At 60.9% G+C, this 12,545-nt stretch carries 12 protein-coding genes; 2 read left to right on the forward strand and 10 right to left on the reverse strand.

Translation table 11 applies throughout. The features are described 5' to 3' along the window. Positions 1 to 16: 16 nt before the first annotated feature. Entirely contained in the window at positions 17 to 1,066 is a 1,050-nt protein-coding gene (locus ACODSN_RS12810; RefSeq protein WP_489055903.1) for an NADP(H)-dependent aldo-keto reductase, read from the reverse strand. A gap of 167 nt (positions 1,067 to 1,233) precedes the next feature. Then, complete coding sequence (locus ACODSN_RS12815) at positions 1,234 to 3,297, reverse strand: TonB-dependent siderophore receptor (protein ID WP_489055904.1); 2,064 nt, start codon at positions 3,295 to 3,297, stop codon at positions 1,234 to 1,236. Between the two features lie 188 nt (positions 3,298 to 3,485). Here ACODSN_RS12815 and ACODSN_RS12820 point away from each other — a divergent pair, with 188 nt between their 5' ends. Next, a complete protein-coding gene (locus ACODSN_RS12820) occupies positions 3,486 to 4,952 on the forward strand; it encodes a protein adenylyltransferase SelO (RefSeq protein WP_489055905.1) in 1,467 nt (488 codons plus the stop codon). Here ACODSN_RS12820 and ACODSN_RS12825 read toward each other — a convergent pair whose 3' ends face one another. Beyond that, a complete protein-coding gene (locus ACODSN_RS12825) occupies positions 4,953 to 5,855 on the reverse strand; it encodes an iron-containing redox enzyme family protein (RefSeq protein WP_489055906.1) in 903 nt (300 codons plus the stop codon). Between ACODSN_RS12825 and ACODSN_RS12830 the strand changes: the two genes are divergently transcribed. Further along, a complete protein-coding gene (locus ACODSN_RS12830) occupies positions 5,844 to 6,098 on the forward strand; it encodes a hypothetical protein (protein ID WP_489055907.1) in 255 nt (84 codons plus the stop codon). The genes ACODSN_RS12825 and ACODSN_RS12830 overlap by 12 nt on opposite strands. 173 nt (positions 6,099 to 6,271) lie before the next feature. On the opposite strand, the gene ACODSN_RS12835 is transcribed toward ACODSN_RS12830, so the two are convergent. The 7 genes from ACODSN_RS12835 to ACODSN_RS12865 all read right to left on the reverse strand — a co-directional run bounded on the left by ACODSN_RS12835 (position 6,272) and on the right by ACODSN_RS12865 (position 12,462). Next, on the reverse strand, positions 6,272 to 7,687 hold the full coding sequence (locus ACODSN_RS12835; protein ID WP_489055908.1) for an FAD-dependent oxidoreductase: 1,416 nt from the start codon (positions 7,685 to 7,687) through the stop codon (positions 6,272 to 6,274). 31 nt (positions 7,688 to 7,718) lie between these two features. Continuing rightward, positions 7,719 to 8,219, reverse strand: coding sequence for an SRPBCC family protein (locus ACODSN_RS12840; protein WP_489055909.1), 501 nt, complete (start codon positions 8,217 to 8,219; stop codon positions 7,719 to 7,721). 40 nt (positions 8,220 to 8,259) lie between these two features. Next, entirely contained in the window at positions 8,260 to 9,144 is an 885-nt protein-coding gene (locus ACODSN_RS12845; RefSeq protein WP_489055910.1) for a TIGR03619 family F420-dependent LLM class oxidoreductase, read from the reverse strand. A gap of 40 nt (positions 9,145 to 9,184) precedes the next feature. Further along, a complete protein-coding gene (locus ACODSN_RS12850) occupies positions 9,185 to 9,760 on the reverse strand; it encodes a nuclear transport factor 2 family protein (RefSeq protein WP_489055911.1) in 576 nt (191 codons plus the stop codon). A gap of 14 nt (positions 9,761 to 9,774) precedes the next feature. Continuing rightward, positions 9,775 to 10,932 (reverse strand): sulfotransferase family protein, encoded by a 1,158-nt coding sequence (locus ACODSN_RS12855; RefSeq protein ID WP_489055912.1) that lies wholly within the window; start codon positions 10,930 to 10,932, stop codon positions 9,775 to 9,777. A gap of 88 nt (positions 10,933 to 11,020) precedes the next feature. Then, positions 11,021 to 11,878: a TIGR03619 family F420-dependent LLM class oxidoreductase gene (locus ACODSN_RS12860; RefSeq protein WP_489055913.1), complete on the reverse strand. Its 858-nt coding sequence runs from the start codon at positions 11,876 to 11,878 to the stop codon at positions 11,021 to 11,023. A 134-nt stretch (positions 11,879 to 12,012) separates the two neighbouring features. Further along, the gene (locus tag ACODSN_RS12865; protein ID WP_489055914.1) at positions 12,013 to 12,462 is read right to left on the reverse strand and encodes a nuclear transport factor 2 family protein; all 450 of its coding nucleotides are present in this window, start codon (positions 12,460 to 12,462) and stop codon (positions 12,013 to 12,015) included. Between the last annotated feature and the right edge of the window lie 83 nt (positions 12,463 to 12,545).

Below are 12,545 nucleotides of genomic sequence, written 5' to 3' on the forward strand. Positions count from 1 at the left end.
GCAGATCGCTCGCCGTTTAGGGGCAGGGATCGGGAATGTCGCGATGGACCGCCTCGATCGCTTCCAGCACGTCCTGACCTAGCACGAGGTCAACGCTGGCGATGTCGGCTTTCAGTTGTTCGATGGATGTCGCGCCGATGATGGTCGCGGTCACGAACGCGCGGCTGTTCACATAAGCGAGCGCCAGTTGCGATGGATCGAGGCCGTGGGCATGGGCGATCGCGACATAGCGTGCGCTCGCCGGCGCCTGTCCGGGAAGGTCGTAACGCACGAACTGCTTCGCCACATCGCGCCGCGAGCCGGGCGGGATGACGCCGCCCAGATATTTGCCGGACAGATTGCCGCCTGCGAGCGGAGAGTAAGCGAGCAGCCCGACATCCTCGCGTAACGCGAATTCCGACAGGCCGACTTCGAACGTGCGGCTGAGCAGATTATAGGCGTTCTGGATTGAGGCGATGCGAGGCAGTCCCTGATCGCGCGACAGTCGCAGATATTCCGATACCCCCCAGGGCGTTTCGTTCGATACGCCGACATGGCGCACCTTGCCTGCCTTCACCTGATCGGCGAGAGCTTCCAGCGTTTCCTCGATCGGCACAGTGTCGGCGGTGTCGCGGATCGTGCTGAGGCCGCGCACGCCGAAGGACGGCACGGGCCGGTCGGGCCAGTGAATCTGGTAGAGGTCTATATAGTCGGTGCGCAACCGCCCGAGGCTTTCGTCGATCGCCAATGCGATGTTCCGGCGATCGAGCCGGTTGTTGCCGCCACGAAATTCCCGCACCGGATCGCGGGAAGGACCAGCCACCTTGGTCGCGAGGATGATATCCTCGCGCTTTTTGCGCCCCGCGATCCAGCTACCGATATATTCCTCGGTCTTTCCCTGCGTTTCGCGGCTGACCGGGGTCACCGGATAGCCTTCCGCCGTGTCGATAAAATTGACTCCCTGATCGATCGCATGGTCCAACTGGGTGTGCGCTTCCGCCTCGCTATTCTGTGATCCCCAGGTCATCGTGCCGAGGCAGATCAGGCTGACTTTGAGATCGGTGCGGCCGAGCGTGCGATAATCCATGTATGAAGCCTCTCTCGATATCGTGGCCATTTCCTAGTGCGAAACGTGGAAATGCAAAGCCACCGTCGAGTGATTGAGAAACTATCATCCGCTTATCAGGCGTGCTCGTCGAACCGGGTTCTGGCGATCGGACCGTATCAGGCCTTGGTCGCAACATCCGGCCATCCCTAGAAGCGATAGCCCACCGTGCCCATCACATTGCGCGGCGCGCCGATGAAGCAGTCGCCACGATCGAGGCAGGACGCAAAATAGCGGTTGTTGAACAGATTGGTCGCGTTGACGGCGAACCGCCAATTATTCCAACTGACTTCCGCCAGGCCATCGACCGTCGTGTTGGACGGCGTGACGATGGTCCAGATCGGGCCGATGGACTCGCGCTTGCCGGTATAGACGACGCCTGCACCCAGCCGCAGCGTCGCGCCCTCCGCCATGCCGAATCTTTTGGTCGTCCACGCCGATGCGGTGTGGCGCGGCAGAAAGATGAAATAAGGGGAATCGTTCGATTTCAGTTTGTTATAGCCGTAATTGACGAGAAGTTCGAAATCACCCGGCAGGGTGCGGCTTGCTTCCAGTTCGATGCCTCTGGTCGTCAATTTGCCGGACTGGGTGACGACGCTGCCGGGGCCGGTGAGCGGCCGGTTCGCCTCCTTGATGTCGAAGGCCGTCACGGTGACGAGCGTGTTGAGGTCGGGCTGCCACTTCACCCCGGCTTCGAACTGGCGCCCGGTCTGGGGCTTGAGGCCCGTGATCGGCTGAAAGCTTTCAGTGTAACTGAAGAAGGGTGATAGCCCCGCGCCAATTTCGCCGATGATGCCCGCGCGGAATGTGGTGGCGTGGTCGGTTGCCTTCGTGCCGTCGGCATTGTTCGAGCGGACCCGGTCATGCCGGGCGCCCAGCACCACCGAAACGCGATCGAAGAAGCGGATCTGGTCCTGCACATAGAGACCGAGCTGCTTTTGGGTATCGATCGCCCAGTCGGGACTGATCGCCGGGAGGGTCAGCGCGCCATAATCGATATTGTACAGGTCGATCACTTCATAGCCGAAGCCACCCCGCTTCTTGACCTTGTTCCAGCTGTAATCGAGGCCGACGAGCAGCCTGTGTTCGATATTCGCGCCGGTGCCGAATTGGAATTGCAGATTATTATCGGTCGAAAATACATTGGTGCCGGCGATGCTTGCATCGCTGTACAGGCCGATCTGCCGTCCCGCCGCATCCAGATAGGGGTTGGTCGGATTGGAATAGCTGTTGGTATAATGGGTGAAATATTGAAGGTCGCTGTCGATGTAGCGTGCCTTCAGGCTGAGTTGCACATTGTCGGAAAAGCGGTGGGTGACGCTGCCTCCGCCTTGGAGCGACCGGCCCGAATAGCGATCCCAGTCGGGCTTGCCAACGAAGGTAAAGCGATCCAGCTTCTGGCTGTTGGACGGGTTGGGCAGGAAGGTGCCGATGAGGGGCAGGAACTGGGCGGTCGATCCGCCGTCATCTTCCTGATAGAGACCGAGCAGGGTCAGGTCGGTGTCAGGCGTTGGTTGCCAGCGGATCGAGGGCGCAAAAAAGACGCGGTCATCGGGGACATGATCTACGAATGTGTCGGCCTTGCGCGCTCGCCCGACGGCGCGAAAGGCGAGCTGGTCCGACAGCGCAACATTGACGTCGCCGAGCAATTCCCTGCGATTGTAACTGCCATAGACCGCGCTGATTTCCCCGCGCGTTTCAAAGTCGGGGGTTTTCGATACGAGGTTGACGAGGCCGCCGATCGAACCCTGACCAAACAGCACGGACGCCGGGCCTCGCACGATTTCGACGCGGGAGAAATTATAGGGATCGGACGTGATGCTGGCATAATAGCTGAAAATATCGCGCATCCCGTCGCGAAATTGCAGCGCGTCGATGCCGCGGACCACGAAGCCATCGACACGAGTGTCGCGGCCATAGGGATTGGCGGTGAGACCGGCGGCATATTTCACCATGTCGCTGATGTTGATGGCGCCCTGCGACAGAAACTGGTCGGATGTGATGACGCTGATCGGCTGCGGGGTCTCGATCAGGGGCGTTTGCGTCTTTGTGCCGGCGAATGTCTGGTTGCGGGCTGCGGTGACGACGATCGAGTCCGGGCGCGACCGTTCAATCTCCTCTGCCGACGTGCTTTCGGCCGCGTCCCGGTCATTGGCATAGACCGGATGGACGGACAGTAGGCTGATGCACCCGGCAATGGCAAGTTTCTTCATGATGTTTCCCCATTAAGTCGGCGCGCTCTATCAATAATGAAAATGAGTCGCAATAACATAATTATCGGGGTGCGAGGGGCGGCTTCCGTGCCGCATTCGGGCGACATTTTCCTGGCCATCGTCCGGCGTGCCGCTAAACGGTGCGGGCGGGCGCCGGAAACCCGGCGGCTTTCACGGGTTGAACGCAGATGCGACTTTCTTTCGACAACAGCTATGCCCGACTGCCCGAGCGCTTTTATGCGCCTGCATCGCCGGCGCCCTTTCCAACGCCGCAACTGATCCGGTTGAACCATCCGCTGGCGAGCGAGATGGGACTGGACGCCGCCTGGCTGGAAAGTGCCGCAGGGGTGCGGTTTCTGGCGGGGCAGGCAATCGCCGAGGGATCCGAGCCGATCGCGCTCGCTTATGCGGGGCATCAGTTCGGCAGTTTCGTGCCGCAGCTGGGCGATGGCCGCGCCATTCTACTCGGCGAACTGATCGGTCCCGATGGTGCGAGGCGCGACGTTCAGATCAAGGGCGCGGGCCGTACTGCTTTTTCGCGCGGGGGTGACGGGCGGGCGGCGCTTGGTCCGGTCCTGCGCGAATATCTCGTCAGTGAAGCGATGGCCGCGCTAGGCATTCCGACCACGCGCGCGCTGGCGGCGCTTTCGACCGGTGAGCCGGTGCGGCGCGAGACCATGCTCCCCGGCGCTGCCGTCGTGCGTGTGGCATCGAGCCATATAAGGGTGGGGACGTTCCAGTATTTCGCCGCGCGGAGCGATACGGAGGCGGTCCGCCTGCTCGCCGACCATGTGATCGCCCGCCACTATCCCGCCGCCGCGCAGGCCGACCGGCCCTATCGCGCGCTGCTCGATCATATCATCGCGGCACAGGCGAACCTCGTCGCGCGCTGGCTGCTGGTCGGGTTCATTCACGGGGTTATGAACACCGATAATATGTCCGTCGCCGGCGAGACGATCGACTATGGTCCCTGCGCATTCATGGACGAATATGATCCGGCGACCCTGTTCAGTTCGATCGATCAGGCGGGGCGCTACGCCTATGGCAATCAGCCGACCGTGGCGCAGTGGAACCTGACCCGGCTCGCCGAGACATTGCTGCCGCTACTGGCCGATAATGAGGATGCGGCGATCGCGGACGCGCAGGCGGCGCTGGAAAGGTTCGGGCCGTCGTTTCAACAGACCTATCATGACGGCCTACGGCGCAAGCTGGGCCTTGATGATGAGCGACCGGAGGATGCCGAACTGATCGGCGCGATCCTGCAGGCCATGACCGCAAATCAGGTCGATTTCACGCTGTTTTTCCGGAATCTTGGTCTTGCGGTCATTGGCGACGACGAGCCGGCCCGATCGCTGTTCATCGATCCCACCGTCTTTGACCGCTGGGCGGAACAGTGGCGCGACCGGCTGGCGAAGGAGGAGCGGGAGCCATCGGATCGCCGCGCGGCGATGGACGCGGTGAACCCGGCTTTCATTCCGCGCAACCACCGGGTCGAGGCGATGATCCGGGCGGCGGTCGATGAAGAAGACTTCGGCCCGTTCCATGAAATGGTCGAACTGCTTGCCCGTCCTTATGACGACCAACCGGCGCTCGCCCATTATGCCCGGCCTCCACAGGACCATGAGCGGGTGTTGGCGACCTATTGCGGCACCTGATCAGCGCTCGTTCCACAATATCGCGCGATAGCGGGCAAAGCAGCGCTCTCCGCACAGCAGGCGCATCAGTGCCCCTTCGGCAATCGCGGTGGCGCGGCGCGGGTCTTCCGCCACCAGCGGTCGCAATGCCTCCCGGTTCCAGTCGGCGCTATGTTTGATGTCGAGGACGGCATGCAGATCGAAATAGCGTCGTTCGCGGTCGCTGAGGCCGATACGGCGCAGGCCCTTGGCGACCAGCGCGGATCGGCCGGGGGCGGTGAGTTCGATGACGCCAAGCGCGCCGACGGAATGCCAGGCATAACGGCGGCTCGTCGCCATCGCGGTCATGGCATTGGCCAGCGCAAGGCTTTCCCACGCCGTATTCTCGATCACGGGATTGACCGCCAGCGTCGCAACGAGATCGTCGAGCATCGGGCCGTGCATGCCCTTCACATTGCCACGTCCCATCTCATCCCAATAGTTGCGGGCGAGTTCGAGCTTCGCCGATGTCGGCAGCTTGACCTGCGTATAGGCGACGAGATCGTCGAACCCTGCCTCACCCGCCGCTTCCTGCTCGAAGAACCAGCGTAGTTCATCGCGCGACGCTTCGTCTGCCAGCCATGGGAAAAGCGGGTCCCCCTGTCCGGGGCCATCCTCTTTAAGCTGCTCGAACCAGGCGATAAAGCCATCGGCGTCGGTGGGAGCCTCTGCGGCGCGCGATATTATTTCGCCGCGCAATTCTTCGATAAAGCCGCCTTCGAGCCGCAGCATGCGCGCGTCTCGCTCCAGCGTGGCGCGCCAATGGTCGTCCGGTAACTGCGGCGCAAGCCGCTCGCGGTTCCAGTGCGCCAACCCTCGCTGGAAACTGTCGGTGAGGAACTGGGAAGGTTGCTCGAATGGATTCAAGGCCAGGTGGTTGATCATGCGATCCTCTCTACACTGCAAGCCGATAAAACGGCCGGGGTGAGAGACGGGTTCCTCACGATCATATTGATCGCCATCAGTTTCGCCGGCTTTCGTGGCAACATAGGTTGCCCGAAGGCCAGCACCGAACGTGCGGCAGAAGGCTATATCGTCACATGGTCTCCGGCCAGTGATCGGGCAGTTAGCCATCTGACTGACATGGCGGCATCTGCTCCGGCGCGTGCGGGATGCTGCCGCGAATGATTGGAGCGGCTGAAATAGAAGGGGGCCGCACCGGCCCCGTTGCGAAGTTCAGGAATGGCGCGGGGACCGAAGGCGGGCGAAGTCGGAGATGAAGACCGATTCATCCTCCGACCTTTGGGCGCCCAGGGCCGGGCACGACGCCTGGCCCTCGGGCGATCCCATCTTGCAGCCGCCTAAGCAAGCAGCATAGCGCACTTTTCTCCCGCGCTCTCGCCGGCCACGCGGCCGAAGGTGAGCGCATTGGCTATGCCGATGCCGCCGCCTATATAGCGCCGCCCCAAGGTGCAGCCCAGCACCTCTCCACCGGCATAAAGTCCAGGAATGATCTGGCCTTGCCCGTCGATTACGTGGCCGCCGCTGTCGATTTCGAGGCCCGAGTGGCACGACACCATAGCGGTGGGCCGGATCTCGACGGCATAGAAGGGGCCGGTGCGGATAGGATAGAGCTTCGCCGCCTGCTTGAAGAAATCCAGATCTTCTCCCTGGTCCATGAACTGATTATATCGTTCGACGGTGGTTCCAAGGCATACCGGATCAATATCGGCGCGTTTGGCGAGTTCAGCGATCGTGTCGGCAACCTTCACCCGGCCTTTTTCGGCCTGCTGCCGGATCATACCCGCGCGCCAATTGTTCGAAGATGGATCGTTGATATAATATTTCAACACATTTTCGTCGGCGCAGGCTTCCATCAGCGCCGGCTCATCAAAGATCGCGAAACAGCGCATCTCGGGCTGTTCGTTGATCAGGTAGCCGCTCACGGAATAGGACGCATCCTCGGATATGAACCGCTTTCCGTCGCGGTTCACCACCATCGCCCATTCGGGCAGAAAGGCGGTCTGGTCAGGCACGAAATTCGGGGTCGGCACCAGCAAGCCATTGTCGATCCCGGTGATATTCGCACCGGCACGTTCGCCCAGAAGAATGCCATCGCCCATGTTGAAGGGTGAATCGGCATAGAAAGACGTCAGGCGCGTGCCATGCGCAGCCGCCGTCGGCCAAAGCCGCTTGACCATGGCGGGGTTGTTGGCAAAGCCGCCCGTCGTGATGATGACCGCATGGGCGCGCAGGTCCACCTCACCGGAGCGGATGCCCACGACCCGGCCGTCTTCGACCAGCAGGTCCGAGACCCGCGAACCCAGCGCGACCTCAACCCCGAGCGCGCCTACGGCGTTAATGAGCGACTGGACGATGCCGATCCCCGCACCCAAGGCTTGATGCCCGCGCGGGCAGCCGGCAACGCCGGATTCCACAATCAGTTCTGGCGGGAATTCATTACCCAGTTCGGTGAGCCAGTCGATGATGTACGCGCCGGCTTCGGACAGGCGCTTTGCCAGGGCCGGTTTGATCGACCACTGGTTGAGCGTCATGATATATTGGTACATGTCTTCGGCGGAATCGGTGATCCCGGCCGCCTGCTGCACGCTGGTGCCCGCCGCATAGACGACCCCGCTCGACAAAGCGGTCGCCCCGCCCAGTTGCGTCGCCGCCTCGACGAGCATGACCGACGCGCCCTTCTTCGCGGCGTGATACGCCGCCGACAGCCCGGCGCCGCCCCCGCCAATCACGATTACATCATAATCTACCGACATCGCACTCTTCCTAACAAACGGTTCGCAGGGATCAGGCCGTCGCCCTTTGCGCCGCAAAATGCTGGTTCAGCCCCTTGAAGATCATGTCGTAGACCGCCTCCACCACGGCGCGGACATATTCGGCACTGCCCGGATCGACGACGTCGAACACCGAGGAAATATGCATCTTCACCTTGCCGTCGGGCAGCGTGTCGAAGGCCCAGGTCGCGATATAGTTGCGAACGCCCTCGATGAAGCCGTCAGTGCCATTGTAGAACAGGCGGCGGGCGACGGCATCCTCGTGGATCAACGTCTCGCGGTTGATGATCGGCAGGCCGCCTTCCTCGGTGTTCGACCGCTCGATCACCTTGGTCCGCGGCACGCTGCCAGGCTCCCCTTCGAGATAGCATTTGCTGACCTTCATGCCAGCTTCCTCCACCTCATTGCCCCACCAGTCCATCGAACCCCAGTCGGTCACCAGCGCCCACAGCGCGTCCGCATCCGCATCAATGATCCCCTCGCGGCAACCCGTGCCTCGCTGAACAGACGTCATGATCCTATCTCCTTGATTTCAAACAGTCATGACCGCGCGGTCAGGCGAACGCCTGCGCGACCTTGTGCAGGCTTTCCAGCGTCCGCCACTGGGTATCGGCATCGACAGACGGAAGCTGGAGCAGGATGCGATTGAAACCCAGCGCGTGCAGTTCCTCGGCCCGCTTCTTGAGGCGGTCAGGATTGCCTTCGAACATGCCCAGATGATGGGTGATGACCGTATGATCCAGCTCTTCGAAGGAGCGCCCCTTGGCCTCCATATAGGCGCGCAGATCGGCGACGGCGGCGGGCATCGCGTCATTCTGGTCGACCGGGATCCACCCGTCGCCATATTCAGCGATGCGGGGGAAGGCGAATTTGGTGTAAGCGCCGATCAGGACGGGCAGCTTGCCGCCCTTAACCGGCTTTGGTCCACACCACATCGGCGGGAACTTGACCATGTCGCCGGAGAATTCGGCGATTTCATTGCCCCAGATCTGGCGCATCGCCAGCACGCATTCGCGCACCCACTTCCAGCGATCCTCGAACGCGACGCCATAGTCCGCCATTTCTTCCGCGCTCCAGCCCGCGCCGGCGCCAAGGATGAAGCGACCGCCCGAAAAATGGTCGAGCGTCGCGATCCGCGTCGCCAGACTGATCGGGTGATGCTCGGTGATGATCGAGATCGAGGTGCCGAGCTTCAAGGTCTTGGTGACGGCCGCGACGGCCATGTGCGAAAGCAGGGGATCATACATCTCCTTGAAGCTTTCCGGCACCTCCTTGTAGCTGCGACGCTCGGACTTCAGATCGACGGGAATGTGGGAATGTTCGCCGAACCAGAGCGATTCAAAGCCGTTGGCTTCGGCCCACTGGCCAAGGGCCGATGGCGCGATGGTGTCTTTGGTACAGGCGGTGGCAATACCGAAATCGGGGCCGTTACTGCTCATTGGAATCTCCCGTTAATCATAAAGGGGCTTCGACGCGAAATCAGGCCAGACCCATTTCGCGGCGTAAGCGGAAAATAATATCATCCTGGTCCCGGCGCGCCCTGACGAGGGTCGGGGCCTCCATGGCGATGCCATCCGGTACTTCAAAGGCGAGGTGCTGATCGGGGACCGCTGTGCGCGACGCGATTTTCCACACGCCCTCGCGCTGTTCGAATATATCGACATAGCGCCCGAACGACAGGACATCGACCGGGCGGTCGCCGGAAAAGGTCAGACCCGCCGCCTTGGCGAACGCCGCCGCGCCCGCCGGCGCATAACGAATACACACGGTCACCCGCGATTCCACCAGAGCGCGGTCCGGTCCGGCGAACTCGATCAGGATATTGCTGACATTATGGCTGGCGTTCAGGATGGTGCGATGCCGTTCGCGCATCCATTCGACCAGCCCCGCGACATCGCCTTCATAAAAGACATGATTGTCCACCGCCCCGTCGTGGAACAGCGACGGGATGGCGTTGAGGTCGCTGCGATCGGCGGCGCGGCAGAATGTATGCACGATGTCGGCGATCGCGAAGCGCGCTTCCATTTCCGCCAGCCGCTGATCGATGTCACGCATGGGACCTTCCTTCGTCACGCCAGCAGAGGCGCGAAACGATCATAATAGTCGGCGAACCGGGCGCGGATCACGTCGTCCGTGGTACCGAATTTCTCGGCCGAATAGGAATGGCCGCCATGTTTGTTGCGCGGGTTGCGTTCGGACCAGTTGAGCATTCCCTGCCGGCTCTTTTCCGTCAGGGTGAGACCGAAAGCGTCGTAGATACGGCGCACGACCGCCTCATCGTCCGAGGTGATGTCGGAAAAGGCAATGTCGACGATTTGCAGATCGGGATCCTCATCGCGCCACTGCAAATGATTGTCAGCGGACCAGCCATAATAGGCCGTCAGCGCTTCGCCGCCGTTCAAATCCGGCTCCACGTCCGCATAAAGCCGGTGCCAGTTATGCGCGATTACCGCGATCGAGGGCACGCATTTGATCGGATCGCGATGGGTGACGATGAAGCGGGGATTGTCGAAAATCCGGTTTAGCTGCTTTTCCATTCCGAAATGGATCGGTGTCTTTAACAGCCAGGGCTTGTTGCGATTCTCCGGATTCTGCCACTGTAGATACTGCAGCTGGATTTTCAGATAATCATAGGCCGGCGTCGGATCGGCCTGCAGCAGCCATGAAAAATAGGAGGGCGAGCCGAAGATCATCATTGCGCCGGTTCGGAAAGCATATTCGAAAAGCTGCATTTCCTCCTCGGCCTCGTCGGTGAACACAGGATGGCCCGTGATCATGTCCGGCGACACTTCGTAGAGCCATTTTTCATACGCCCGCGTCTCCGCGATCCGTTGTTCCCGGCCGCCATCGGGCGCGCCGGGAATGCGCGCGAACATGTGGCCCTTCCAATATTCGACCAGCTGGAAATCGCCCGACGCCCCGAGCAGCCGCTGCAATTTCGTACTGCCTGTCCGGGGCATGGAAGTGATGATGATCGGCCCGTCGATAACTTCATCGAGAATTTCGGGATGCTCGGCGAGATCCTTCTGGAACCACAGGCGATTGATGAGCAAGCGCAGGATATTTTCGCGCAGATGCTCGACGCGATCGGGGCGGACATCGACTTCTGCATTGACGCCCTTCACGAGCATATCCAGACCTTCGCGAAAATCATCGGGTCCGAAATCCGACAGTCCGGTTCGGTCCTGAGCGGTTTGCAGCAGTTCCTGTGCGTCGAGCACCTTCATCACCATTCTCTCCCCGGTGGCGGCGGTATAGGTCCGCCAAGGCCACGCTGATAACGATATCTGTTAATCGGACCGGGCCTGGCCCTCATCAAAGCTTCGAAATGACCTCGTCGCCAAAACGCTTGATCGCATCGAGCTTCGTCTGAAGCGGGACGTCGGGCGTCGGGAACAGCACGATGCAATAATCGGTCACGCCAATATCCTCGAACTTCCGGTACGCGCCGAGATCGGGGCGCTCCTGCTGGGCTGTGCGCATATTATATTGCCGGGCGTGGACCTGGAAATCCTGCTTGTCCGTACCATAGGCGCGGCGAAGATCGTTCAGTTCGGCGATCATGGCTTTCATCGGATCATAGTCCATGTTGACCACGGTCCAGCCGTCGCCCACCTTGGCAGCGCGGCGCAGCGCCGGCTTGGAATGGCCGCCGATGACGATGGGCACCGGCTGGGTCGGCACCGGATTGATTTTGATCGGCCCGAACTTGTTGTGCTTGCCATCATAGGAGAAGAGTTCTCCCGTCATCAGGCCCTTCAGGATATCGATGGATTCGTCCAGAAGCTCGCCGCGCTTGCTCCAGTCCAGACCGTTATAGGAAAAATCCTCCTCCCACGGACCGATGCCGGCGCCGTAGATGAAGCGGTTGTTCGAGACGACCGCCAGCGAACAGATCTGCTTTGCGAGCAAGATTGGCGCGCGCGAGGCCGACTTCATCACATTGGGAAAGAAGCGCAGCTTGCTGGTTCTGGCCGCCATCCAGGCAAAGGCCACCATCGGTTCAATAAAGGCCGTATTTTCAATATACTTACGGATGGCGTCCGTTTCATTATACGGATAGATCGAATCCGTCTTGTCGGGATAGAATACGCTGTCGGGCGCGGAAAATCCATCGAAGCCGGCTTCCTCGGCGGCGACGCCCATCTCCAGCCAGTCCTGATACTGACCCATGGTCTCTGATAGGCTAAAACGCAATTTCCGATCCTCCTCAGATTTTATCCTGTGTCGCCGCGATTCGCGTGCGCTCGATATTCTATCGGCTTCAATGCAGCGTGCCGACCAATGTTAGTCGGCCCTGATCCTGGTCACCATCCTTGCCCGAATGGCGCAAAGGCGGACGCGGTGCAGCGCAGACTGCTGATCCGCCAGCCCGCCGCCGTCCGGACAAATTCATCCTCATAGAAGGCCGTCGTCCACATCGCGCCCATGTCGCGGCGGTTGAGCGCGACGGCGACATGCCATCGGCCTTTCGCGCTGTCGCCATCCACCTCGATATGGGGGTTGCCCAGCAGATGATAGGAATAGGGATAGAGCGTCGCGTCGCTGAACCGCTCGGTGACCGCGGCCGATCCGATCAGGGGCGGCGCGCCGGTCGGCACGATATGGAAAATCGCGTCCTCGGTGAACAGCGCACCGATTTCCTCGCCCGTATGCGGCTTGTCCGCACTACTGTCGGCAAGTTCAGTGTAACGGGTCTTGAGGCGGATAATGTCCTGAATATCCTCAAGCTGCCGCAGGCGCTCTTCAACGGTCATATCGGCGGTCTTGTCCTTCATTTCACTTATTCAAGCGATGGGGTTTGCGGAACGGTTGAGCTGGATGAAGTCCTGGTGAGTGG

Source organism: Sphingobium sp. FG11 (assembly GCF_057809915.1).

What these genes read in the sequence shown, in the direction of transcription:
- ACODSN_RS12825 (WP_489055906.1), bottom strand. Translation starts at nt 5,855, where the DNA reads ATGATCAACCACCTGGCCTTGAATCCATTCGAGCAACCTTCCCAGTTC.
- ACODSN_RS12815 (WP_489055904.1), bottom strand. Translation starts at nt 3,297, where the DNA reads ATGAAGAAACTTGCCATTGCCGGGTGCATCAGCCTACTGTCCGTCCAT.
- ACODSN_RS12835 (WP_489055908.1), bottom strand. Translation starts at nt 7,687, where the DNA reads ATGTCGGTAGATTATGATGTAATCGTGATTGGCGGGGGCGGCGCCGGG.
- ACODSN_RS12820 (WP_489055905.1), top strand. Translation starts at nt 3,486, where the DNA reads ATGCGACTTTCTTTCGACAACAGCTATGCCCGACTGCCCGAGCGCTTT.
- ACODSN_RS12840 (WP_489055909.1), bottom strand. Translation starts at nt 8,219, where the DNA reads ATGACGTCTGTTCAGCGAGGCACGGGTTGCCGCGAGGGGATCATTGAT.
- ACODSN_RS12845 (WP_489055910.1), bottom strand. Translation starts at nt 9,144, where the DNA reads ATGAGCAGTAACGGCCCCGATTTCGGTATTGCCACCGCCTGTACCAAA.
- ACODSN_RS12810 (WP_489055903.1), bottom strand. Translation starts at nt 1,066, where the DNA reads ATGGATTATCGCACGCTCGGCCGCACCGATCTCAAAGTCAGCCTGATC.
- ACODSN_RS12860 (WP_489055913.1), bottom strand. Translation starts at nt 11,878, where the DNA reads ATGGGTCAGTATCAGGACTGGCTGGAGATGGGCGTCGCCGCCGAGGAA.
- ACODSN_RS12850 (WP_489055911.1), bottom strand. Translation starts at nt 9,760, where the DNA reads ATGCGTGACATCGATCAGCGGCTGGCGGAAATGGAAGCGCGCTTCGCG.
- ACODSN_RS12855 (WP_489055912.1), bottom strand. Translation starts at nt 10,932, where the DNA reads ATGAAGGTGCTCGACGCACAGGAACTGCTGCAAACCGCTCAGGACCGA.
- ACODSN_RS12865 (WP_489055914.1), bottom strand. Translation starts at nt 12,462, where the DNA reads ATGACCGTTGAAGAGCGCCTGCGGCAGCTTGAGGATATTCAGGACATT.